Source organism: Paractinoplanes globisporus DSM 43857 (genome assembly GCF_000379645.1).
Taxonomy (GTDB): domain Bacteria; phylum Actinomycetota; class Actinomycetes; order Mycobacteriales; family Micromonosporaceae; genus Actinoplanes; species Actinoplanes globisporus.
The window spans coordinates 69521-91401 of the sequence record NZ_KB903323.1 but is presented as its reverse complement, the minus strand read 5'-3'; the positions used below and the strand labels follow the sequence as shown (position 1 = coordinate 91401).

Genomic DNA, 21881 nt, shown 5'->3' with positions numbered 1-21881 from the left:
CAGGAGTGGCTTGTGAGCGAGATCAGCCGCCGTCAGCTGCTGGCCGGTGTCGCCGGCGCGACGATCCTCCCGGCGACCGGCGTTCTCGCCGGCGCCGCGCCCGCCGCCGCCGCGCCCCCGGCCTCGGTCCTGCCGTCCCGGGCCGACGTGCTCGCGGTCGCGCGGCGGGTCAACGACCAGTGGATCGGCGCCCACGGCGACCCGGGCAACAACCAGTGGGCGCGGGCGACCTACTTCAGCGGCAACATGGCGCTCTACCGGACCACCGGCGAGCCGCGGTATCTGGCGTACGCCCAGCGGTGGGCGGAGCAGAACAACTACGCGATCAACAACGGCGTCGCCACGCGACACGCGGACGACCACACCGCCGGGCAGGTCTACTACGACCTGTACGACGTCGCGCCCGCGGCAAACAAGATCGCGGCGATCAACGAGTCGATCCGCCGGATGGTCCAGAACCAGCCGACCAAGGTGGACGACTGGTGGTGGGTCGACGCGCTGCACATGGCGATGCCGGTGTTCGTGCGGGTAGCCCGGCAGACCGGCGACGACGCTTACCTGCAGAAGATGTTCGCGCTCTACACCCACACCAAGCGGACCCGCGTGCTCTACGACTACACCAACGAGCTGTGGTGGCGCGACGAGGGCGCCAAGGCGGCCCGCTCACCCTCCGGCAAGCTGGTCTTCTGGTCCCGCGGCAACGGTTGGGCCCTGGCCGCGCATGCCAAAATCCTCAATCTCAACCCCGGCCTTGGTACGCGGTGGCCAGAGTACCGATACAACATCCAGGGCCTGGCCCGCTCGCTGGCGAAGGCCCAGCGCACGGACGGCCTCTTCAACGTGAACCTGGTCGACCCGGCTCACTTCGGCGGCCCGGAGACGAGCGGCACCGCCTTCTTCGCCTTCGGCCTGGCCTACGGCATCCGAACCGGCATCATCGACCGAGCAACCTACCTCCCGATGGTCGCCCGAGCCTGGAACGGCATGGTCGCCACGTCCGTGCACGCGGACGGCTTCCTCGGCTACGTCCAGGGCGTCGGCTACGCCCCCGAGTCCAGCCAGCCAGTGACCACCAATTCCACCGCCGACTTCGGCGTAGGCGGCTTCCTCCTGGCCGCCACCGAGGTAGCCAACCTGACCACCTGACGAATCGGCCTCATTGTGCGGTCAGCGTCCGCGAGGCGGTGGAGTTGGTGCTGGAGTACATGACGCGGGCGTACGACTGGAACGCATAGCTGCCCGCGGCCGTCGGCGTCACCCTGAACTCGATCGCGGCGGAGGCGCCGGATGGCACGCCGATGGCCCCGCAATAGATGAGCCTGGTCAGCCGGCGAGGGGTGCATCCGCCGGTGCCGGAGACTGCCGACACACTGACCCCGTTGGGCAGGTTGACACCCAGCGACACGTTGACCGGAGCGCCGGTGGTGTTGGTGGCCGTGGCCACCAGACCGGCGCTCGCGCCGACCGCGATGGTGGACGGCGTGATGGTGAGCCCGGCGACCACGGGCGTACCAGCGGCCGCCCCGCCGACGCCGACCAAGCCGGCGCCGATCAACGAGACGACGGCGAGCAGACCGAGTACCCGCCGGTACCCGATGGTTGCGCGATGTCTCATGGCGACTCCCTCGCCGCAAGGATGAGAAACAACGCTCACCTTCGCACGGGCCGCTGAGGCGAGCCTGAAACGGCGCTGGAACCGCCCCCGCGGGTCGTGAGATCGCGGAGTTGGTCAGCCGAGGGTTCCAGTCCGACGCCGACGATCCGATGTCACCATCCCGCACGCTCCCCCGCCGAGAAGTTGACTGCTGTCAATGGCGTTCGACGACGTCCGGGACGGGTCCGAGCATCTCGATGCCGTGTTGCGCGGCGAGGCTCAGCGCCGTCTCCATGGTCAGGTCGCCGTTGGCGGCCGCGGCCGCCGCGGCACGGGAGAAGCCCTCCATCGGCGCGCCGGGTGCGTGCACCACGAAGGCGACCGCGTCGGCAGTGGACTCGTTGCGAACGGTGTGCGGCGTACCGCCGGCGAGCGGAACGACGTCGCCGGCGACGGCCACCACCCGTCGGACACCGCCGGCCTCTCCGACATAGAAGGTGAACTCGCCCGCGCGCACGTAGTAGATCTCGCCGGGCTCGTGGCGGTGCATCACCGGCGGGCCGCCGCCCGGTCGCATCCGAACGTGAACGGCGAACAGTGTGCCGCCGGTCTGCGCGCCCGTGGCAAGAATCGTGATCTCGTCGGTGCCGAGAAGCACCCGCTCGGCCCTGGCCAAATCGACCGGCAGGTCGACAGGTAGCATGTCTATATCCATATTCCGCACGATAGACAGGCCCCCTGTCCATGTCAACACGCATTCCCACGCTTGCCGGTCGTCAGCGACCCGCCAACCTCGCGGTCCTGCTGCGCGAGACCTTCGTCGCCCTCAACGACCTGGCATTGCGCAGGCTGGCCGAGGACGGCCACGGTGCGGTCCGCGCCGCCCACGCCGCGGTGTTCCAATACCTCGACGACACCGGCACGACCGTCAGCCTGCTCGCCGAGCGCGCACAGATGACCAAGCAGGCCATGGCCGAACTCGTACAGCACCTGGAGTCGCACGGCTACGTCCAGCGGGTCCCGGATCCGACCGACCGGCGCGCCAAGCTGGTGCAACCCACGCGGCGCGGGCTCGAGGTCATCGCCCTCGCCCAGAGCATCGCGCCCGCGGTCGAACAGCAGATCAGAGCGCTCGTTGGCACAGACCGCATGCAGGCACTACGAGACGACCTCGAAACCATCCGACGCGCCGCCGCCGAAGCATGAATCACGGCGACCCGGCCCGCCACGATTGCGCACGATCACCCCGTTGGCCCTTCCAAAGAATTTTGAAGAACGCTGTCGGAATCCGGTCGCTCCGTTCGAGGCCCAGGTAAAGACCTCGAACGAAGGAAAGAGCGATGACCACGTACGCCACTCCCGACTGCACCTCGGCCGACCGGATCACCAAATCCCTGCTGGGCTACGGCGTTCTCGCCGGCCCGCTGTACGTCTGTGTCTCGCTGGCGCAGGCGCTCACGCGCGACGGCTTCGACCTCAGCAAGCACGCCTGGAGCCTCTTGGCCAACGGCGACCTGGGTTGGATCCAGATCATGAACTTCGTCGTCGCGGGCCTCGCGACCGTTGCGGCAGCCTTCGGGCTGCGCCGTGCGCTTGGTCGCCGGCTGGCGCCGACGTTGATCGCTGTCTATGGCGTCAGCCTCGTCGGCGCCGGCATCTTCCGCGCCGACCCGGCGCAGGGCTTTCCGGTGGGTACGCCCGAGACGACGCCGATCAGTTGGCACGGCGCGCTGCACTTCGTCGTCGGCGGCGTCGGCTTCCTCTGCCTCATCGTGGCCTGCTTCGTGCTGGCCAACTACTTCCGGCGGGAGGGGCAGCGCGGGCTCGGCTGGTTCTCCGTCGCCACCGGGGTGGTCTTCCTGGCCGGGTTCGCGGGCATCGCCAGCGGCTCACACGGGCCGACGACATTGGCATTCGTCGCCGCGGTCGGGCTCGTGTGGGCCTGGCTCGCCACGGTCTGCATCCACTTCTACCGCGCCCTCGCGGACACGACCGCCTGAATCACGACACCTCAAACTGAAAGGATTCGATCATGCGCTACCTGACTCTGCTCAAAGCGACCCAACCGGCCGGCCCACCGCCGCCCGAGCTGATGGAGGCCATCATGGCGCTCGGCGCCGAGGCGACCGCGTCCGGCGCTCTCCTCGACACCGCGGGACTGGCGCCGAGCGCCACCGGCGCCAGGGTGGATGTTGTCGGCAGCCGGCTGAGCGTCACCGACGGGCCGTTCGCCGAGGCCAAGGAGACGATCAGCTACGCGCTCTACGAGGTGCGATCCAAGGATGAAGCGATCGAGTGGGCATCCCGCTTCATGGGCCTGCACCGCGACCTGTGGGCGGGCTGGGAAGGCGAGACCGACGTGCTCAAGGTAATGGGTCCGGAGGATTTCGCGGGTCCCGCGTAGTCGGCCGATGAGGCAGGATCGGTAGCCGTGACGGCTACCGATCCTCGCCGCACGCTGGAGACCGTCTGGCGTATGGAGTCCGCGCGGATTGTCGCCGCGCTGGCCCGGCTGGTGCGCGACGTGGGACTCGCCGAGGAACTCGCACAGGACACGCTCGTCATCGCGCTGGAACAGTGGCCCATCGGCGGGGTGCCCGACCATCCGGCTTCCTGGCTCATGGCCACGGCCAAACACCGGGCCGTCGACGCTTTGCGCAGGCAGGGCCGGTATCGGGAAAAGCTCCAGCTCCTTGGCCACCAGACGCCTGACGCCGAGGACCCGGACATCGCCTCGGCCATGGACGACTACGTCGGCGACGACCTGCTGCGGCTTGTCTTCGCCACCTGTCACCCAGTGCTGTCGACCGAGTCCCGGGTAGCCCTGACACTCCGCCTGCTCGGCGGACTGACCACCGAGGAGATCGCCCGGGCCTACCTGGTGTCGGAGTCGACGGTCGGGCAGCGGATCACCCGTGCCAAGCGGACGCTGGCCGACAACCGGGTGCCGATCGAACTCCCGCCCCCGGCCGACGTGGCTCAGCGGCTGGCCTCGGTGCTCGAGGTGATCTACCTGATCTTCAACGAGGGGTACGCCGCGACGGCCGGCGACGACTGGATGCGGCCCGCGCTCTGCGAGGAGGCGCTACGCCTCGGCCGGATCCTCGCCACGTTGGCGCCGGATGAGCCCGAGGTGCATGGGCTGGTCGCGCTGATGGAGCTCCAGGCGTCCCGGACCGCCGCTCGAACGGCGCCGGACGGTGCCCCCATCCTGCTGCAGGACCAGGACAGGCGACGGTGGGACCGGTTGCTGATCCGGCGCGGGCTCAAGGCGCTCGCCGAGACCGAAGGCACGTACGGCCCGTACGTCCTACAGGCCTCGATCGCGGCGTGCCACGCGCGCGCCGCTCACGCGGACGACACCGACTGGCGCCGGATCGCGGCGCTCTACGAGGTGCTCAGACACGTCTCGCCCTCCCCGGTCGTCGACCTCAACCGGGCGGTCGCCGTCGGTCACGCGCACGGCCCGGCCCGCGGCCTGGAGATCGTCGACAGCCTGAACCTGCCCGGCTACCCGCTGGTGCCCGCCGTCCGCGGCGACCTGCTGGCAAGGCTGGGCCGCGCCGCGGAAGCCCGCCAGGAGTTCGAGCGCGCCGCCGCAATGACCCGGAACGTCCGCGAACGCGCCCTGTTCGAGGCGAGGGCCGCCGCACTGCACTGACCTCATGGCCGACACGAAGATCGCGAAGGACAAGGTCGGCGTCCTGCTCGCGTGACGCCGCCACGCTCCTCGCAACCACCGCACCGCGGGGCGTCCGGGGGCTCGGCCCCCGGAGCCGGAGGTGCTCGCTGCTTACTTGAACCCAGGCCAATGAACCAACGAGTCTGCGCGAGCGTCTCTCCGAGCCCGTGCTTCCGCCGCACCCTCGACTGCCCTGGCCTGCCGGCCAAGCACTGGACTAACCTCTTAGCTAAGGAGGTCGTCATGTCCGAGGCAGCCGCACAGTTCAACATCCACGACGCGAAGACCAACCTCTCGCGGATCATCGATCGCGTGGAGCACGGCGAAGAGATCATCATCAGCCGCTCCGGCAAACCGGTTGCCAAGGTAATCCCGCTGAACAGCAGGGTCGACCGGGCCGGCCGAGGCAGCCTCGCCGGCCAACTCACCATGGCGGACGACTGGGACTCTCCCGACGTGAACGAGGCCATTGCCCGAGACTTCGGGCTCGCTTGATGAGCCTGCTCCTCGATACCCACGTCGTGCTGTGGTGGCTGTCCGACGATCCCACGCTCGCCGCCGAGCTCAAGGACCGACTGGACCACGAGCCGGACGTCTACATCAGCGCCGCGACGATCTGGGAAGTGGCGATCAAACAGTCGATTGGAAAGCTCAAGCCGGACGATCTCCCCGAGCGTGTACGCGACAGCGGCTTCCGCCATCTAGATATCACCGCTGAATACGGCATCGCGGCAGCCCGGCTTCCCCTGCTGCACAGTGACCCGTTCGATCGAATGCTGATAGCCCAGGCGAAAACAGAACACCTGACGCTGGTCACCCGCGACGCCGAGATCGCAAAATACGACCTAGAAATTCTGGCGGCATAGCGCCCCACACACGAGAGGCGCTACGGGCCACCGACCGAGCGCAACCACCACCACCGCCCCCTTTGGTCGGGGCTCGGCCCGCTAAGCGGAAATATGGGAAGGCCCCGGTCTGCGCAGTCCGCAGACCGGGGCCTTCGCCTCCAGTGGAGATGCTTGCCGCTTACTTGAACCCGGCATCCTAGTTACTCAGACTCCGTTCGGTGCTCGCGTCGCCACAGCGTAAGTGCGTGCCGAGCAAGGTGGGTCAGGCGCCGCGGGCGGTCATCGCGGCCAGGCCGAGAGCCGTCATGGCGGCCTGGTCGCCGTCGGCGAACGCCATGGTCCGTGCCCACTGATACCGGCTTCCGGCGGTCTCGAAGACCTCGGCGGTCGCGATCAGCTTCGTCGCGTCGCCGCGCAGCAGCGCCTCGGCCCGGTCGACGATCGCCTCCGCTACGGTGTTTCCGGCGACCACCGCGCGGGCAGCGGCAATTCGCTCGGCGGTGTCGGTGCTGCCGGCCAGCACGGCGGCTTCCGCCTTCAGGGCGACGTACCAATGCAGCCAGATCCAGGTTACCCACCGCCACACCTCAGCGGGTTCCGGTTCCAGCCGCTGCAGCGCCTCATCCGGTCGTCCGAAGTGGAGGAGTTCGATCGCGTCGAAGACGGCCCGGTAGCCGTAGGTGTGCCCGGCCGGGGCGCCGAGCTGGCCGAGGATGCTCAGCCACGCGCGACGAGCATTCTGATCGCCGCGTAGACCGTGGATCATCGCCACCCCGGCGACGGCTGCGCCGAGCGCCGGCTTCGCGGGCCGCCCGGCCCGTTGCCATGATTCCCGGAACAGTTCGCTCAGGCCCAGCGTGTCGCCCGGATCGCCGGCCAGGGCGCCGGCCGTCATCCGCCAGCTGATCGCCCGGTGCCGCACCTCGGCCAGCAGCGGATGGTCGGCCAGCTGCCGGGCCCATCGCTGGGCGCCGGGCAGGTCGCCGGCGCCGAGACTGGCCTCGGCGACCTCACCGAGCGCGTCGACCAGTTCGCGGGCCGTCGCAGGGGTAACCGGCAGGGTCGACAGCAGCTCGATGCGGCGACGTGCGGTGGCAGCGGAACCGAACGTCTGCCCGGCCCAGCACTGGGCGCCCAGTAGCGCGTCCAGGGCAGCCGACTCGGCGAGCAGGTTCCCGGTACGCCGGGCCAGTTCCACCGCGCGTTCGGCGCTGGCCAACGTCTGCGGCACATCGTTCGTGGGCGAGCCGTGGCCGCCGCCGAACGCGTCGTGCACGACAGCCGCCTCGGCCAACGCGATCGCCGCCTGCGCGGCCGCATCGTCGCCGGCCGACTCCCGGGCCTGGTCGATGAGCGCCAGGGCTTGCGCCTGCGGGATCATCGTGGCGAAGCTTCCCGAGTATCGATAGGAGTCGGTGGCCGCGGTGGCGAGCTCGCGGGCGGCTTCGGCCGGGTCACCGGCTCGGCGGGCGGCGTCGGCGGCAGCCAGCCGGTAACGGTGCATCTCGTCGCCGCGCATGGCGCAGCCGGCAACGGTGGCCGCGTGTCGGAGCATCGCCGCGGCCTCGGCCGGGTCGTCGGCGAGGCCGGCGGCCTGCGCGAAACGCTGCTGCGACTCGCCGAGCAGGTTGCGGGTGAAGGTGAGTTCCGCGAGGCGTCGGGCCAGACGGTACGCGTCCGGGCGCCGGTCGAGGCGGTCGGCGGCCCACCCGAGAGCGGCCCGCAGATCGTCGGCGACTTTGTCGAATCGGGCCCGCCAGTCGGCGCGTACGTCGGAAAGGTCGGCGGCGCTGTCCAGGCACCAGTGCACATGCCTGGCGCGAGTGCTGTCCAGCTCGCCCATCTCGGCCAGCCGCTCGACGCCGTACTGGCGGACCGTCTCCAGCGCCCGGTATTCGATTGCCCGATGACAGTGCGACCATGAGCAGGTTCTGCTCGGCCAGCCGGGCCAGCCCGTCGGCAGTGGCGCCGATGTCGTGCCCGGCCACCTTCGCCGCCGCTGTCAAACCGAACGGCGACACAAAGACCGAGACGCGGTGCAGCAGCGCCCGGTCGTCCGGGTCGAGCAGGGCGTGGCTCCAATCCAGCGCCGCCCGTACCGATCGGTGCCGGTCGGCGGCCCGCGAGCCGCCGGTCAGCACGCGCAGCTGATCGGTGAGCCCGGCGGTCAAGCCCTCCAGCCCCAGCGTCGGCCAGCGGGCGGCAGCCAGCTCAATCGCCAGCGCGACGCCGTCCAGGCGCCGGCAGATTGCGGCGATGTCCTCGCGGAGCACCGGATCCGGACCGGCACCGACCGCCGTCGCCCGATCGAGGAACAGCGCGACGGCGTCGGACTCGGTCTCGCCGTCCAGCGACATCGGCGGCACCGCGTAGACGTGCTCGTACGGCACCATTGGTCGAGCCCGGCTAGTGGCCAGCACCGTCAGGCGCGGGCACCCGGCGAGCAGTCGCTCCACGAACGTGGCCACCCCGGACAGCACCTGCTCACAGTTGTCCAGGACCAGCAGCGCCTGGCGATCGGCCAGGGCGTCGATCACCGCCTCGCCGATGCCGCGACCCGGCTCCTCGCCGACGCCCAGCGCCCCGGCGACCGCGGTGACCACCATGCCGGAGTCGGTGACCGGCACCAGGTCGACGAACCACCCACCGTCGGCGTACTCACCGGCGATGTCGGCGGCGACGGTCACCGCGAGCCGAGTCTTGCCGACGCCGCCGGCGCCGACCGCCGTCACCTGCCGATGCGCTTTGATCATCTCGGCAAGTTCGTCGCGCTCCCGCCACCGGCCGACGAACGACGTCAGCTGCACGGGCAGAACCGGCGCCGACGCGGCCCGGCCGGCGGCGTCCGGCTCGGCGTACTCGGCGGCCCGCTGGGCCAGAACCCGCCGGTCCGGCACGTCCAGCTTGCGCAGCAACGACGAGACGTGACTTTCGACGGTACGCACGGAGATAAACAGCTTCGCGGCGATCTCGGCGTTGGTCAGGTGCTCGCCGAGCAGGCGGAGCACCTCCACCTCCCGTGCCGAGATGTCCTCGATCGGCCGCCCGGCTGCCAAATCGCGTACCCCCTGGCTGATGACTACGTGGTGAGATCCGTGGTGCTTTCCGTAGCCGGCACCGATGCCGCCGACCCCACCGTCACACGACGCTGATCACATCGGAGCTCACGAGTGACGGAGCGTGACTTATGACCGGCATTCCTGCCTGGGCTGGATCGTACGTCAGCCTGCTACGGCATCCCGTCCTGCGCCGCGTGCTGCCCGGCATGCTGATCTCCGCCCTCGGCGACGGCATGAGCATGGTGGCGGTGGCCTGGCTGGCGCTGGCGATCGCCCCACCGGGCCAGGCCGCGGTGTGGATCAGTCTGGCGGTGGCCGGATCGCGCTGCCGGCCCCGGTCGGCGCGGCCCTGCTGGCCGGTGTGATGCGGCGGCTGACCGCGTCCCAGCTGGTCGCGGCGGACGCGACGCTGCGGGCGGCGTCGCTGGGCACGGTCGCCGTGCTGGCCGCGGCCGGCCGGTTGACCCCGCTCGTCTACGTACTGCTGCTGGCGGTGTCATCGCTGCTGCACGCATGGGGAAGCGCCGGCACGTACACGCTGATCGCCGAGGTGTTGCCGGAGCAGGACCGCGTCGTCGGCAACGCGCTGCTGTCGACGTTCAACCAGGCGGCCTTCATCCTCGGGGCCGGCCCTGGCCGGCGCGCTGACCGCGCTGACCGGCCCGGGCTGGGTCATCGGCGCCGACGCGGCGAGCTTCGCCGTCCTGGCGGTCGCGTGCTGGCGCGGGGCGGCCCCGCCGACAACCGGTAGCACCCAGGCGGCCGAATCCGCCAGCGGGGGCTGGCGGGTGATCATCGACCGGCCACGCCTGCTCGGTCTGGTCCTCGTCACGTGCGCGTTCTTCCTCCTTTACGGCCCGGTGGAGGTGGCACTGACGGTCCAGGTCGCCGAAGGGCTGCACGGCTCGCCGAGCCTGCTCGGCCTCTACTGGACGGTCTTCGGCATTGGCGCGACGGTCGGCGCGCTCGGCGCCGCCGCGCTCCGCAACAGTTCGCTATGGAAGGTCGTGGCGTGGATCATCATCGGCTGGGGAGCGGCGCTGCTGCCGCTAGGCCTGACCGTGGCCGTCGTCCCGGGCCTGATCGGGCTGGGCATCGGGGGGCTGATCTACGGACCGTTCAGCGCGATCTCCACCGCCCTGTTCCAGGCGGCCACCCCGCCGCGGGCGCTGAGCCGGGTCCTCGCCGTGCGCACCGCGCTGACCACCCCGTCCACCGCGCTCGGCACCCTGCTGGGCGGCCCGCTGGTGACCGTCCTCGGCGGCCGGCAAACGCTACTGATCTCCGGACTGCTCACGATCGCCCTCGGGGCGACGGTCACCCTCGCCGTACGCGGGCGGCACGCCTACCCGGCGCTGGCCCCGAACACGCAGCCTCAGTAACCCACAACCCGTGGCCGCCACGGAGATGACGCCCCAAGACCTACGACGGCTTCAGCACTGCCGAGCACCGACACAGGAACGCGCGCCGCAACCACCACCAGGCGCCGCAACCACCGCACCGCGGGGCGTCCGCCGCTCGGCCCCCGGAGCGGAATACCGGAGCGGCCCCCGGCTCGCACTTTCCGCGAGCAGGGGGCCGCCACGGCGTGGGAGGTGATGACTGCGTACTTGAACCACGGCGAGCAGCCTCAACGGCTGCGGACGGTCCTCGTCCGGTGAGTGCATCGCACGGTCTTCGCAACTACAGTTGGTCACGAAGCGATGCGAGACGGACACCGTCGCGAACACGGGCCCAGTTGCGCCAGCCGTTGACCTCATAGCCAGCCAACGCACGAGCGGCACCTGAGGGCGACTCGAAAATCCGGCCGTCTTCCAGTTCGAGCGCTCCACCGGATGTGACGACCGCACGGTGGCTGACCCCTCGACGCTTCCAGATCAGCTCCTCATCCGCACGAAGAAGGCCGGCCTGTACTAGGGCGTTCAGCTCTCCTGCGCGACCATGGGCGGCAGGCGTAGCTGCCGTACCAATTTTCAACTCACGCCGCAGAACACTGTTCGGCGTGTCAACGAACGGCTTTGCGCGCCGTTGAAGCCAGTCATACACGTCATCGTCGACCCTGATTGTCGGCATCATCACGACCTCCTCATCGCAGGACACAATGTTATTCTGTGACAGACAGACAGTCAAGCAGCCGCCGGCTGCGCATTTTGGCGGCTGAAGCTCGACCAGCGCTCCAGCGCCGGGCTAACCTCTTAGCTAAGGAGGGGTCGTGATGCCCGACGCAGCTACGCAGTTCAACATCCACGACGCGAAGACAAACCTCTCGCGGATCATCGACCGAGTTGAGCACGGCGAAGAGATCATCATCAGCCGAGCCGGCACCCCGGTCGCGAAGGTAGTCCCGTTGAATCGCCGGGTCGACAGGGTTGGTCGGGGCTCCCTCGCCGGTCAGCTGGTCGTGGCCGAGGACTGGGACTCCCCAGAGGTGAATGAGTCCATCGCCCGGGACTTCGGTCTCGCATGAGCCTCCTTCTCGACACGCACGTCGTGCTGTGGTGGCTTACGGACGACCCCACGCTCGCCGCCGAAATCAAGGAGCGGCTCGACCATGAACCGGACGTCTACGTAAGCCCGGCGACGATCTGGGAAGTGGCCATCAAGCAGTCGATCGGCAAGCTCGACAAGCCGGCCGATCTCGCTGAGCGCATCCGCGACAGCGGCTTCCGGCATCTGAACATCACTGCCGAGCACGGCATCGTCGCCGGACGGCTTCCGCTCATCCACCGAGATCCGTTCGATCGGATGCTCGTCGCGCAAGCTCAGGTGGAGCACCTGACGCTAGTCACCCGAGACGCCGAGATCCCGAGGTACGACGTCGAAACGCTCGCCGTCTGACACCACGCGCGCGAAGACACTCACCGCAACTACCGCGCCGACGGTTTTCGAGGGCTGGGCCCCCGGAGCAGATATGACGAGGCGGCGCGGTCCGCGCCTTCCGCGAACACACGCCGCCCACCGTCTCGTGGAGGTGCTGTCCGCTCACTTGAACCGCATCGACGAAGCGCGCCGTCTGAGCACCGCGCTTCAGAACTACGTGCTTCCATCGTCGACAGGCTTGCGCCGTCGCAGGAACACTAATCCGCCCGGCGCCCGGCTGGCCTCCGCTTGCCCTTCGGCGTCAAGAATCTTCGCCGGTTCAATCGCCTGGCCTTGGAGGTAGGCCAAGTTGGCCAGGTGGGTCCGGTACCGATAGCGCACCCGAACGCACAACAAGTGGACGATTGCGGTTGTTATGCCGCCCAGAGCGCTTGCAAGGGCGGCGTACAACGTCCACTCCACGACTCCGCCCTCGCATTGCTCGTTTTGTTCCTCCCAAGAGCACTCTGCTCCACTGCAGAGCAGTATGCTCGCCCTAAGAGATCGATGCAATGCAGGGAGGCGGTCCACGTTGGTAAGATGGTCGGCTGTGGAGCAGCTTGACGCGTCTAGTGAACCGCCGCGTCAGGCCGCCGTACTTGCCGCCAACATTCGTAAACATCGCCAACAGCGGGGGTGGTCCGCTCGATACGTGGCTGAGCGGTGTGTTGCGGCCGGAATGGCATCTCTCACGCGAAGCACCTTGGCCAAGATCGAGTCAGGCGTCCGGGACTTCGTGACTGTCGACGAGGCCGCCGCGCTCGCCAACGTTTTCGGGATGACTCCTGGCGAGCTACTTGGGGAGCATCCACAAGACTCCGGCAAAGTGACGGGCGCTGACCTCGATGCGCGGACCACCGGTCGGGAAACAGCTGTGCCACACCGCGCTCAAGGTGTCGTGCAGACGGGAGATCGTGCCCAGGCGTTCGTGGCTGACACGGTGGCGTTGGGCTGGCCGTCGGCGGTGCCGGCACCGGCAGGCGGGTTGGCGGGATTGCCGAAGCCGCCGGTGCGTTCCTTCGTCGGCCGTGACGAGCAGTTGGCCGAGCTGGACCACCTGCTAGCGGCTGGTGCCGAGACGGTGGTACAGGCCCGTGCGGTACACGGACTGGGCGGAGTTGGCAAGAGCGAGCTGGCGCTACAGTTCGCCCACGCCCGCCGTGCCGACTTCCCGGTCGTGTGGTGGGTAATCGCGAACCATCCGGAAGCGATCGAGTCGGGGTTGGCGGAACTGACCTTTCGGTTACATCCGGATGCGCGGGTCGCAGCGACGGAGGAACAGGCGGCCAGCTGGGCAGTCGGTTGGCTTCAGTCGCATCCCGGCTGGCTGCTGGTCCTGGACAACGTGGAGCACCGTGGCGATGTCGAACCTCTGCTGGCTGATCTGAGTGGGGGTCATGTGTTGATCACGACCCGCCGGGATGTGGGCTGGGAGGACATCACCGACGGCAGTCTGCGGTTGGAGGTGCTGGGCTCGGCGGCGGCGGTCACGCTGCTGCAACGGCTGTCCGGCCAACATGATGCCGCGTCGGCGGAGGTGCTGGCCACGGAGCTAGGGTGCCTGCCACTGGCCTTGGAGCAGGCCGGCGCCTACCTGCGAGAGACCCGGACCGGCATGGCGGCTTACCTGCAACGACTACGCCAGGACCCGGCCAGGATGTTGGCGGCAGTCCCCGTCGACTCAAACGCCGAACGCGCGGTCGCCCGGGTCTGGACGATCACCCTTGCCCAGATCGCCGCGCGCAATCCGACGGCGGTGACTGTGCTGAACGTGCTGTCCTGCCTGGCACCCGATGATCTGCCCCGGGATGTGCTCACCCCGCTGGCCACGTCGGCCACCGACCTGGATCAGGCACTTGGGCTACTCGCCTCGTACAGCATGGTCACCCTCACGAGCAGCACCGTAACTATGCACCGGCTGGTCCAGGCCTCCATCCGCGCCGAGCTGCAAGCCGCACCCGAGGACACAACCGATACCTTCCTGGAGGAAGCGCTGCGCCAGGCCGGGCAGCTGCTGTCGCGAGCCGCACCGCATAGCAACCCGCAGACCACCGTCGAAGACTGGCCCCGCTGGGCAATTCTGAGCCCGCATGTCACCGCCCTCGCCACCCACTATGCGACCAGTTCCGACATTGAACTGGCCAACTTGCTAGGAAACACGGCAGTGTTTGAGAGCACCCAAGGCCGATTCCTGCGAGCCTTGGATCACCAGCGGCGAGCATTGGCCATCATCGAAGCCACGCTCGGCCCGGATCACGCCGTCACAGCCCTCGGCCTGGACAATCTCGCGAGCACATTGGCAGACCTTGGTCGAGCCGACGAGGCCGAGCCGCTGCAGCGGCGAGCGCTGGCGATAGGTGAAGCCGGCCTCGGTCCAGATCATCCGCAGGTGGCGACTGGGCTGGATAATCTCGCGATTACGCTCAACGATCTCGGCATGGCTCAGGATGCGGAACCGCTACAGCGGCGGGCGTTGGCCATCACCGAAGCAGCACTCGGCTCGACGCACCCACAGGTGGCGATTCGACTGAACAATCTCGCCTTGAGCCTGCGAAATCTCGGCCGGATCGCGGAAGCTGAACCACTGCAGCGGCGGGCGCTGGCAATTACCGAAGTCGCCCTTAGCCCGGACCACCCCGATGTTGCCACCTGGCTGGACAATCTCGCGATTACGCTGAACGACCTGGGCATGGCTCAGGATGCGGAACCGCTACAGCAGCGAGCGCTGGCCATCACCGAAGCAGCACTTGGCCCATACCACCCGCACACGGCAACCCGCCTCAATAATCTCGCCCTAAGCCTGCGAGACCGCGGTCGTGAAGTGGACGCAGAATCACTGCACCGGCGAGCGCTGGCAATTACCGAGACTGTCCTTGACCTGAACCACCCAGACACGGCGGCCCGACTCAGCAGTCTCACGCCAATCCCTCGAGGCCAAGGCGCGGCAATGAAAGCACAGCCACTGCACCGCCGCGTGCTAGCCGTCACAACCGCAATGATGTGGAGCCGAGATACTCCGCAAAGTAGCCAAGAAGCAGTTACTTAGGTCCACGTGCGCGTCGTGAGAATGGTGGGCGTCGCCCTTACAACGCGATCATAAGCGCAGACGGCCAGCTCTACGCGACGACCGCAACGTGGGGTTTCACGGGGTCGGCCAGCCCTGTCCGCACTTCCCGCGGACGGGGCTGGCCAAACACTCGTGGAGGTGCCGGGAATCGAACCCGGGTCCTTCGTTGTTTTGTCAGGGCTTCTCCGAGCGCAGCTCACTATGCCTCTACTCGCCCCTACCGATCACATGAGCAAGTCGGTATGACAGGGCCAGTCGCTGATTAATCTCGCCGTGCAGCCCCCGCGACCGGGGCCGGTTGGCCAACCTCCTAGCTGATGCCGGAGATCTGGGACGGAGGTGCTCCCAGCCCGACAGACCCGCTACTCGCCTCAGGCGGCGAGAGCGTACTGGTCAGCGCGATTGTTATCGGCGCTTATTGTTTTCCGACGACCGATTCTCGAGACGACGTCGGCTTCCTCGGCTCGCTTCCCCTGTCTCCACGTACGAAGTCGAAACCAGTCACCCCCTGGTCATGTGCAACCTTGCAATCTTAGCTCACTCCGCACCGGCCGCCCACGACGGTGCAGCCGGAGGGTCGGGCGCCGCCGCGGCCGCTCTTGCTGACCTGGTAGCCGAAGTTGACCGAGGCGCCGGCGGCTAGCGGGCCGCCGGTGAAGACGACGTTGTCGCCGCTCTGCGAGCCGTGTGCGCCCCAGGTGCCGAGCAGCCGCAGGTTGTTCAGGTCGCTGTGGCCGACGGTCACCTTCCAACTCGCGGCGCCGCTCCCCGTGTTCTGCACGCGCACCGACGCCACATACCCCTGGTCCCAGCTGGCCCCGACGCTCACCGTCGCCGAGAAAACATCGGCCGGCGGCGCGGGGGTCGTCGGCTTCGGCTTCGTCGTGGTCTTTTCCGGTACGGGGGAATGACTGGCCACCGTGGGCCGGGCCGACGTACGCGACGGCGTGGCGGACGGCGAAGCGGACGACGACGAGGCGACAGAGGGCGAAGGCGAAGGCGAAAACGCGGACGAAGAGGCGGACGCCGACGGCGAGATCGGAACCTGCGGCATCGACGGCAACGCCACCCGCGGCTGCCGAGCCGCCTCCGCCGGCCCGACGGCCCGCACCGCGACCCAGACGACCAGCAGAACGAGGACGGCCGCGGCGGCGCTCAGGAAGACACGGGCCGGACCGAGCGGACGCGCGGAGTGCTTTGCGGGCAAACGGGCCACCCCTTCGATGATCTAGGGCCGCCCGGCACAGTACCTGATCAGGACACGCCTTTGTTACGTCGGCCCAACGCCCTCGTGATCTCGCGCTGGGCGTCGCGGGTAGCCAGGTCCTGCCGCTTGTCGTAACTCTTCTTGCCCCGGGCCAGCGCGAGCTCCACCTTCGCGTACCCGTTGTGGAAATAGACCTGGAGCGGCACCAGCGTGATGCCCTCGTCGCGAAGCTTGCCCTGGATCTTCCGGATCTCGTCGCGGTTGAGCAGCAGCTTGCGGGTGCGCCGCGGCTCGTGGTTGGTCCAGGTGCCCTGGGTGTACTCGGGGATGTGCATGGCGTGCAGGTAGATCTCGCCGTCGCTCTCCTGCCCGAACGCGTCGGTCAGCGACGCGCGCCCGGCCCGCAGCGATTTGACCTCGGTGCCGGTGAGGGCCATCCCCGCCTCGTACGTGTCCATGATGGCGTAGTCGTGGCGGGCCTTGCGGTTGGAGGCGACCACCTTCCGCCCCTGTTCCCGTGGCATGCCGACGACCCCCTGCTGATCTGAAGCTGAACCGAACCCGCCAAAGCTAACAAAGGCAGGACGGCAGATATTGCAGGGGATTGCGTGGTACGCCATCGAAGCGCGTCTCGAAGTGCAGATGGTTCCCGGTCGACGCTCCGGTGGTGCCGACCCGCCCGATCACCTCGCCCCGGCGCACGTACTCCCCGACGTGCACGAGGATCGCCGACTGATGGCCGTAGCAGGTCTGGAAGACGACCCCGCCGAGCCGCCCGTGGCTGATGCAGGTGTAGTTGCCGTAGCCGCCGTTCCACCCGGCCCGGATCACGTGCCCGGTGGCGGCGGCGTGGATGGGCGTGCCGCGGGGAGCCGCGAAGTCGGTGCCGGCGTGCAACTGCCAGACCCGGTAGTACGGGTCGTATCGCTCCCCGAAGTCGCTGGACTTCCATCCGTTCACCGGCATGAGCAGCTGGCCCCCGCCGTACCGCCCCTCCCCCGACTTCAGCGCCCAGCCGCGCAACGCGGCCCGGATCCGCTGCTCCTCGGCGACCGCCTCCCGATACCGGGCGAGCACGGCGGCCCGCTGCGCGTTGGCCAGGCGCAGCGCGGCCTGCCGGCTGAGCATCAGCTGCTGCAGCGCCTGTTTCGCGCGCAGCGCCGCGACCTGGGCGCCCTTGGCCGCCATGAGCTTGCCCTGCGCCAGCGCCTCGGACTCCTCGGCCTCGCGCTTGGCCAGCCCGGCCTGGTCCTGCGCCGAGCGGGCGGTGCGACGGGCCTGGATCAGCCGGTCGGCGTCCTGCTGCTGGGTGCGCATGAGCTGGTCGACGAGGCTGAGCCGGTCCATGATGTCGGCCGGCCCGGTCGCCTCGACCAGCACGTTGATCCGGGAGAACGTGCTGCCCATGTAGGTGGCCTGGGCGATCTCGTCGACCCGGGTCCGCGCGTCGGCGAACTCCGCCTGGGCCTGCTGGTAGGTGCCGGCGATCTTGGCATAGGCGACGCGGGCCACGTTGGCCCGGCGCCCGGCCGTGTTGGCCGCGGTGATGGCGGCGGCGAGGGCGCCGCGGGAGGTGGCGACCCGGCGCTGGGCGGCGGGCATCGCGGCGGTGGCGGCCTGCAGGCGGAGTGCCGCGGCTCGCGCCTGGGCGGTCGCGTTCTCGAGTACGGCGGAGGCGCGGTCCACGGCCCGGGCGGCCCGCGCGGCGTCACCCGGGTCGGCGACCGCCGGGGACGGAGCGGCCATCAGGGCAACTAAGCACGCACATACCGCCAGAAGGGGCCTATGTCGGCATTTGGACCACACGGGGACTCACCGTACCCCCACTATCGGCCGAATTTGCCTAAAACGCCCAACGGCCGCGTTCCCCCGAGCAGGGAAACGCGGCCGTGGCAGCTGCAAACGAAGGCGTCAGACCTTCAGGTAGAACCGGAGCGTGATCCACGCGGTGACCGCGCTGACCACCGCGCCCACACCGGCCAGCAGCGGCAGCATCAGCCACACGTTGCTGTCGTGCACCGGGGTGAGGATCGTCGTGAGCGCCTGCAGCTTGTGATCCAGCAGCACGATCTTGCCGACGAACAGCACGATGAAGCCGATGACCGAGCCGATGACGCCGGCGACCACCGCCTCGAGCACGAACGGCGCCTGGATGAACCAGTTGGACGCGCCGACGAGTTTCATGACCGCGACCTCGCGCCGCTTGCTGTACGCCGCCACCTGGATCGTGTTACCGACCAGGAGCAGCGCCGCGACAGCCATGAAGGCCGCCACCCCCAGCGCGCCGAACTGGAAGCCGTTGAAGATGTTGAACACCTTGTCCAGCAATGTCCGCTGGTCGATGATGTCCTGAATTCCCTCGAGACCCTGCATCTGGTCGGCGAAGGTCTTGTACTGCTCGGGGTCCTTCAGCTTGACGCGGAACGACTCGGGCAGGCTGTTCGGGCCGACCGACTTGACGAAGTCGGGCGAGTCCGCCCACAGCTGCTGGAAGCGGTCGAAGGCTTCCTTCTGCGTCTCGTACGTCTTGTTGGCGACCAGTGGGTTGGACGTGATGGCCTGGTCGATCGCGGTCCGCTGCGCCGCCGTGACATCGGGGCGCAGGAAGATGGAAACCTCGATCTCGCCGTAGTAGTAGTTCTTCATCTGGTCGACCTGCATGTACAGCAGCACACTGGCGCCCAGCATGAACAGCGAGACCGACATGGTGATGATCATGGCGATCGTCATCGTGACGTTTCGCCACAGGCCCACCAGGACCTCGTTGAGGACGTACTTCAAACGCATCGGGGGGTTCCTTCCGGGACTCCGCGTCCCGCGATTTCGGGGGTCGGGGATTCGGCAGCGGAGCCGCGGGCAAGCTCAGCCGTAGACGCCACGGGCCTGGTCGCGGACAATCTGCCCGCTTTCGATCTCGATAACTCGCCGGCGCATCTGGTTGACGATGTTGGAGTCGTGCGTGACCATCACGACCGTCGTGCCGGTCCGGTTGATCCGGTCCAGCAGACGCATGATCTCGATCGAGGTGTCCGGGTCGAGGTTTCCGGTGGGCTCGTCGGCCAGCAGGATCAGGGGACGGTTGACGAAGGCCCGGGCCACGGCGACCCGCTGCTGCTCACCACCGGAGAGCTCGTGCGGGTAGCGGTGCTCCTTGCCACCGAGGCCGACGAGCTCGAGCACCTCGGGCACGACACGGCGGGCGACCGCCTTGGTCTTGCCGATGACTTCAAGGGCAAAGGCCACGTTCTCGTACGCGGTGCGGTTGGGCAGCAGGCGGAAGTCCTGGAAGACGCACCCGATCGAGCGACGGAAGTGGGGCACCTTCCACGATCGCAGGGTGGTCACGTCCTTCGCATTCACCATCACCTTGCCGTGGGTCGGCGTGACCTCGTGCAGCAGGAGCTTGATGATCGTCGACTTGCCGGAACCGGAGGGGCCGATGAAGAAGACGAACTCACCCTTCTCAATGCCCACGCTCACGTCGTCCAGCGACGGGCGAGACGCCTTGGGGTACGTCTTCGTCACGTTCTCGAGCTGAATCACGGGAAGGCAGTCTACGCGGTGTAACGAAATCGCCAACCCCGGCGGGTGCGCCAATCTGCACCGGCGGTGCCGGAACAGGCGTTTCGGGGCCCGGCGCCTGACCGAACGTTCAAGCGCCGTCGCCGTCCGTGGTCGATCGTGAATCAGCCGGCGATCTGGCTGGTCTTGCGCCAGCGGATCCCGGCCTCGATGAACTCGTCCAATTCGCCGTCGAACACCGCAGACGGGTTGCCCGTCTCCTGCTCGGTACGCAGATCCTTCACCATCTGATACGGGTGAAGGACGTACGACCGCATCTGGTCGCCCCAGGAGCCGGTGGTGTCGTGCTTGAGGCCGGCGAGTTTCGCCTCCTCCTCCTGGCGCTTGCGCTCGAGGAGCCGGGCCTGCAGAACTCGCATAGCGGACGCTTTGTTTTGCAACTGGGACTTTTCGTTCTGACACGTCACCACGATCCCGGTCGGGATGTGCGTGAGGCGGACAGCACTGTCCGTAGTGTTGACGCTCTGTCCACCGGGCCCCGACGAGCGGTACACGTCGACGCGGATCTCGTTTTCCGGGATGTCGATGTGGTCGGTCTGCGCGACCACCGGCATCACCTCGACGCCGGCGAAGCTCGTCTGCCGGCGACCCTGGTTGTCGAACGGGCTGATCCGCACCAGGCGGTGCGTGCCGGACTCGACGCTGAGCGTGCCGTACGCGTACGGCACCTTGACGGCGAAGGTCGCCGACTTGAGGCCGGCCTCCTCCGCGTACGAGGTGTCGTAGACCTCGGTCGGGTAACCGTGCCGCTCGGCCCAGCGCAGGTACATCCGCATGAGCATCTCGGCGAAGTCGGCCGCGTCCACCCCGCCGGCGCCCGCCCGGATGGCCACCACGGCCTCACGGGAGTCGTACTCACCGGAGAGGAGGGTGCGGACCTCCATCTCCTCGATGGCCTTGCCGAGCGCGACGATCTCGTCGCCCACCTCGGTGATCGAGGCCTCGTCGGCCTCGGCCTGGGCCATCTCGAGCAGCAGGCCGGCGTCGTCGAGCCGGGTGCGCAGGCGCTCCATCTTGCTGATCTCGCCCGAGACGTACGACAGACGGCTGTTGACCTCCTGGGCGCGCGCCTGGTCGTCCCAGAGGTCGGGCGCCGAGGCCTCCTCTTCGAGCGCAGCCTTGTCACCGCGCAGCTTGTCGAGGTCCAGCACGTTCTCGATGTTGCGCAGGGTGGCGTCCAACGCCTTGAGTTGCTCAGGAAAATCGGCAGCGGTCACGACAATCTAGACTACGCCGCCCGGCCGGCTCCGCGGCCGGGCGGTCCGGTCGGATCGTCAATTTGCCGGTGCCGTCTTGAGCCAGCTCAACGCGGCCTTGTGATAGGCGACGGCGAACTCGAGCGCGGCCGACCCGTACGCGTCGCCGTTCTTCTTCGCCTCCTTCGCCTGTTCCTTGGCCATGGCCAGCGCCTCCGAGTGGTACTCGCTGGCCTCGGTGTAGAGCGACTTGAGCTGACCGCCGGAGTGCTGTTCGCCGAAGGCGACCCGCAGCGCGACGGGATTGCGCAGCGTGTCGCGGCCGGGGGCCTCGGCGAGCCACCGGCTGAACGCACGCTTGCCGGAGGCGGTGATGGCATAGGGCTGGCTGGAACGGGGGCCGGGCTTGCCGAGCCGGACGAAACCCATATCGGCAAGAACCGGCAATTCGCGGTAGACCTGGCTCCGCGTCATCGACCAGTAAGGCCCGAGGCGGCGTTCGGCAGCCGCCATGAGCTGACCGCCGGTCATCGGACCCTCGTGAAGCAGGCCGAGCAAGGCGGCAGCCGTGGGATTGATTTGAGTGTCGGGCATGCCTTCTAAGCTGCCACTTTGTAGCGCCCACGTCCAGGATTTCGCCCGATCCGTCCAGTTTGCGTCTCCACAAACGACTGTCCCGCACAGACAGTCCGACCACGAGGGTCGAGACGGCGCGTTTAACCGACAAGCAGCCGTCTGACCAGCTAGAATGGGCCTAGCAAACCGGTCAGACGGCGATGCCGGGCAG

General features: G+C 68.3%; 24 protein-coding genes, 1 other RNA gene and 1 pseudogene. 13 read left to right on the top strand and 13 right to left on the bottom strand.

The features are described from left to right. Positions 1 to 12 precede the first annotated feature (12 nt). Positions 13 to 1146, top strand: coding sequence for a glycoside hydrolase family 88 protein (locus A3CQ_RS0135415; RefSeq protein ID WP_020515694.1), 1134 nt, complete (start codon positions 13 to 15; stop codon positions 1144 to 1146). Between the two features lie 10 nt (positions 1147 to 1156). Here the strand turns inward: A3CQ_RS0135415 and A3CQ_RS0135410 are convergent, their stop codons facing one another. Further along, positions 1157 to 1615, bottom strand: a complete 459-nt coding sequence (locus A3CQ_RS0135410) for a hypothetical protein (RefSeq protein WP_020515693.1) — start codon at positions 1613 to 1615, stop codon at positions 1157 to 1159. A gap of 193 nt (positions 1616 to 1808) precedes the next feature. Further along, positions 1809 to 2297 carry a cupin domain-containing protein gene (locus A3CQ_RS0135405; protein ID WP_020515692.1) on the bottom strand — a complete coding sequence of 163 codons (489 nt, stop codon included), beginning with the start codon at positions 2295 to 2297 and terminating at the stop codon, positions 1809 to 1811. Between the two features lie 41 nt (positions 2298 to 2338). On the opposite strand from A3CQ_RS0135405, the gene A3CQ_RS0135400 reads away from it, so the two are divergent. The 6 genes from A3CQ_RS0135400 (at position 2339) to A3CQ_RS0135375 (ending at position 6142) form a co-directional block, all read left to right on the top strand. Beyond that, positions 2339 to 2800, top strand: a complete 462-nt coding sequence (locus tag A3CQ_RS0135400; RefSeq protein ID WP_020515691.1) for a MarR family winged helix-turn-helix transcriptional regulator — start codon at positions 2339 to 2341, stop codon at positions 2798 to 2800. A 134-nt stretch (positions 2801 to 2934) separates the two neighbouring features. Further along, a complete protein-coding gene (locus A3CQ_RS0135395; RefSeq protein WP_020515690.1) occupies positions 2935 to 3594 on the top strand; it encodes a DUF998 domain-containing protein in 660 nt (219 codons plus the stop codon). 32 nt (positions 3595 to 3626) lie between these two features. After that, positions 3627 to 3998 (top strand): YciI family protein, encoded by a 372-nt coding sequence (locus A3CQ_RS0135390; protein ID WP_020515689.1) that lies wholly within the window; start codon positions 3627 to 3629, stop codon positions 3996 to 3998. A gap of 27 nt (positions 3999 to 4025) precedes the next feature. Further along, positions 4026 to 5255, top strand: a complete 1230-nt coding sequence (locus tag A3CQ_RS0135385; RefSeq protein ID WP_026206566.1) for an RNA polymerase sigma factor — start codon at positions 4026 to 4028, stop codon at positions 5253 to 5255. 264 nt (positions 5256 to 5519) lie between these two features. Next, positions 5520 to 5771, top strand: a complete 252-nt coding sequence (locus tag A3CQ_RS0135380) for a type II toxin-antitoxin system Phd/YefM family antitoxin (RefSeq protein WP_020515687.1) — start codon at positions 5520 to 5522, stop codon at positions 5769 to 5771. Beyond that, entirely contained in the window at positions 5771 to 6142 is a 372-nt protein-coding gene (locus tag A3CQ_RS0135375) for a type II toxin-antitoxin system VapC family toxin (RefSeq protein WP_020515686.1), read from the top strand. The genes A3CQ_RS0135380 and A3CQ_RS0135375 overlap by 1 nt, the downstream gene beginning before the upstream one ends. Before the next feature lie 244 nt (positions 6143 to 6386). Here the strand turns inward: A3CQ_RS0135375 and A3CQ_RS62290 are convergent, their stop codons facing one another. Together A3CQ_RS62290 and A3CQ_RS63245 are read right to left on the bottom strand one after the other, a co-directional pair. Beyond that, positions 6387 to 7967: a hypothetical protein gene (locus A3CQ_RS62290; protein ID WP_020515685.1), complete on the bottom strand. Its 1581-nt coding sequence runs from the start codon at positions 7965 to 7967 to the stop codon at positions 6387 to 6389. Between the two features lie 1084 nt (positions 7968 to 9051). Then, positions 9052 to 9132, bottom strand: a pseudogene (locus tag A3CQ_RS63245) (LuxR C-terminal-related transcriptional regulator); the annotation flags it as partial. A gap of 179 nt (positions 9133 to 9311) precedes the next feature. Between A3CQ_RS63245 and A3CQ_RS63240 the strand changes: the two are divergent. The 3 genes from A3CQ_RS63240 to A3CQ_RS63230 are packed head-to-tail and all read left to right on the top strand — an operon-like array spanning position 9312 to position 10565. After that, positions 9312 to 9548, top strand: coding sequence for a hypothetical protein (locus A3CQ_RS63240; RefSeq protein ID WP_026206565.1), 237 nt, complete (start codon positions 9312 to 9314; stop codon positions 9546 to 9548). Next, a complete protein-coding gene (locus A3CQ_RS63235) occupies positions 9479 to 9934 on the top strand; it encodes a hypothetical protein (protein WP_245577479.1) in 456 nt (151 codons plus the stop codon). The genes A3CQ_RS63240 and A3CQ_RS63235 overlap by 70 nt, the downstream gene beginning before the upstream one ends. Continuing rightward, positions 9816 to 10565, top strand: a complete 750-nt coding sequence (locus A3CQ_RS63230; protein WP_342663723.1) for an MFS transporter — start codon at positions 9816 to 9818, stop codon at positions 10563 to 10565. Before A3CQ_RS63235 ends, A3CQ_RS63230 begins: the two co-directional genes overlap by 119 nt. Positions 10566 to 10866: 301 nt before the next feature. On the opposite strand, the gene A3CQ_RS59625 is transcribed toward A3CQ_RS63230, so the two are convergent. After that, a complete protein-coding gene (locus tag A3CQ_RS59625; protein ID WP_157296724.1) occupies positions 10867 to 11259 on the bottom strand; it encodes a DUF4357 domain-containing protein in 393 nt (130 codons plus the stop codon). Positions 11260 to 11398: 139 nt separating this feature from the next. Between A3CQ_RS59625 and A3CQ_RS0135355 the strand changes: the two genes are divergently transcribed. From A3CQ_RS0135355 to fxsT, 3 genes are all read left to right on the top strand, one after another. Next, entirely contained in the window at positions 11399 to 11650 is a 252-nt protein-coding gene (locus A3CQ_RS0135355; RefSeq protein ID WP_026206564.1) for a type II toxin-antitoxin system Phd/YefM family antitoxin, read from the top strand. Beyond that, the gene (locus A3CQ_RS0135350) at positions 11647 to 12021 is read left to right on the top strand and encodes a type II toxin-antitoxin system VapC family toxin (protein WP_020515682.1); all 375 of its coding nucleotides are present in this window, start codon (positions 11647 to 11649) and stop codon (positions 12019 to 12021) included. Before A3CQ_RS0135355 ends, A3CQ_RS0135350 begins: the two co-directional genes overlap by 4 nt. Positions 12022 to 12418: 397 nt before the next feature. After that, a complete protein-coding gene (fxsT, locus tag A3CQ_RS55175; RefSeq protein ID WP_084699369.1) occupies positions 12419 to 15088 on the top strand; it encodes an FxSxx-COOH system tetratricopeptide repeat protein in 2670 nt (889 codons plus the stop codon). Between the two features lie 151 nt (positions 15089 to 15239). Here fxsT and ssrA read toward each other — a convergent pair. The 8 genes from ssrA to A3CQ_RS0135295 form a co-directional block, all read right to left on the bottom strand. Beyond that, positions 15240 to 15618: a transfer-messenger RNA gene (gene ssrA / locus A3CQ_RS58535) on the bottom strand. A 23-nt stretch (positions 15619 to 15641) separates the two neighbouring features. After that, positions 15642 to 16325, bottom strand: a complete 684-nt coding sequence (locus tag A3CQ_RS59620) for a cellulose binding domain-containing protein (protein WP_084699368.1) — start codon at positions 16323 to 16325, stop codon at positions 15642 to 15644. 38 nt (positions 16326 to 16363) lie between these two features. After that, positions 16364 to 16840 carry an SsrA-binding protein SmpB gene (gene smpB / locus A3CQ_RS0135320; protein WP_020515676.1) on the bottom strand — a complete coding sequence of 159 codons (477 nt, stop codon included), beginning with the start codon at positions 16838 to 16840 and terminating at the stop codon, positions 16364 to 16366. Positions 16841 to 16886: 46 nt separating this feature from the next. Beyond that, complete coding sequence (locus tag A3CQ_RS0135315; RefSeq protein ID WP_020515675.1) at positions 16887 to 18062, bottom strand: M23 family metallopeptidase; 1176 nt, start codon at positions 18060 to 18062, stop codon at positions 16887 to 16889. A gap of 165 nt (positions 18063 to 18227) precedes the next feature. After that, complete coding sequence (ftsX, locus tag A3CQ_RS0135310; protein WP_020515674.1) at positions 18228 to 19103, bottom strand: permease-like cell division protein FtsX; 876 nt, start codon at positions 19101 to 19103, stop codon at positions 18228 to 18230. A gap of 75 nt (positions 19104 to 19178) precedes the next feature. Further along, positions 19179 to 19859 carry a cell division ATP-binding protein FtsE gene (ftsE, locus tag A3CQ_RS0135305; RefSeq protein ID WP_020515673.1) on the bottom strand — a complete coding sequence of 227 codons (681 nt, stop codon included), beginning with the start codon at positions 19857 to 19859 and terminating at the stop codon, positions 19179 to 19181. Positions 19860 to 20002: 143 nt separating this feature from the next. Beyond that, entirely contained in the window at positions 20003 to 21115 is a 1113-nt protein-coding gene (gene prfB / locus A3CQ_RS0135300; protein WP_026206562.1) for a peptide chain release factor 2, read from the bottom strand. A 57-nt stretch (positions 21116 to 21172) separates the two neighbouring features. Further along, positions 21173 to 21688: a PadR family transcriptional regulator gene (locus A3CQ_RS0135295; protein ID WP_026206561.1), complete on the bottom strand. Its 516-nt coding sequence runs from the start codon at positions 21686 to 21688 to the stop codon at positions 21173 to 21175. Between the last annotated feature and the right edge of the window lie 193 nt (positions 21689 to 21881).

Bases quoted from the DNA above. Each gene is read 5' to 3' on its own strand.
- A3CQ_RS0135410 (WP_020515693.1), bottom strand. From the start codon at position 1,615: ATGAGACATCGCGCAACCATCGGGTACCGGCGGGTACTCGGTCTGCTC.
- A3CQ_RS0135315 (WP_020515675.1), bottom strand. From the start codon at position 18,062: ATGGCCGCTCCGTCCCCGGCGGTCGCCGACCCGGGTGACGCCGCGCGG.
- A3CQ_RS62290 (WP_020515685.1), bottom strand. From the start codon at position 7,967: ATGGGCGAGCTGGACAGCACTCGCGCCAGGCATGTGCACTGGTGCCTG.
- fxsT (WP_084699369.1), top strand. From the start codon at position 12,419: ATGCCGCCCAGAGCGCTTGCAAGGGCGGCGTACAACGTCCACTCCACG.
- A3CQ_RS59625 (WP_157296724.1), bottom strand. From the start codon at position 11,259: ATGATGCCGACAATCAGGGTCGACGATGACGTGTATGACTGGCTTCAA.
- A3CQ_RS0135400 (WP_020515691.1), top strand. From the start codon at position 2,339: ATGTCAACACGCATTCCCACGCTTGCCGGTCGTCAGCGACCCGCCAAC.
- A3CQ_RS0135350 (WP_020515682.1), top strand. From the start codon at position 11,647: ATGAGCCTCCTTCTCGACACGCACGTCGTGCTGTGGTGGCTTACGGAC.
- smpB (WP_020515676.1), bottom strand. From the start codon at position 16,840: ATGCCACGGGAACAGGGGCGGAAGGTGGTCGCCTCCAACCGCAAGGCC.
- A3CQ_RS63240 (WP_026206565.1), top strand. From the start codon at position 9,312: ATGACCGGCATTCCTGCCTGGGCTGGATCGTACGTCAGCCTGCTACGG.
- A3CQ_RS0135355 (WP_026206564.1), top strand. From the start codon at position 11,399: ATGCCCGACGCAGCTACGCAGTTCAACATCCACGACGCGAAGACAAAC.
- A3CQ_RS0135295 (WP_026206561.1), bottom strand. From the start codon at position 21,688: ATGCCCGACACTCAAATCAATCCCACGGCTGCCGCCTTGCTCGGCCTG.
- A3CQ_RS0135375 (WP_020515686.1), top strand. From the start codon at position 5,771: ATGAGCCTGCTCCTCGATACCCACGTCGTGCTGTGGTGGCTGTCCGAC.
- A3CQ_RS0135395 (WP_020515690.1), top strand. From the start codon at position 2,935: ATGACCACGTACGCCACTCCCGACTGCACCTCGGCCGACCGGATCACC.
- A3CQ_RS0135380 (WP_020515687.1), top strand. From the start codon at position 5,520: ATGTCCGAGGCAGCCGCACAGTTCAACATCCACGACGCGAAGACCAAC.
- A3CQ_RS0135390 (WP_020515689.1), top strand. From the start codon at position 3,627: ATGCGCTACCTGACTCTGCTCAAAGCGACCCAACCGGCCGGCCCACCG.
- ftsX (WP_020515674.1), bottom strand. From the start codon at position 19,103: ATGCGTTTGAAGTACGTCCTCAACGAGGTCCTGGTGGGCCTGTGGCGA.
- A3CQ_RS0135405 (WP_020515692.1), bottom strand. From the start codon at position 2,297: ATGCTACCTGTCGACCTGCCGGTCGATTTGGCCAGGGCCGAGCGGGTG.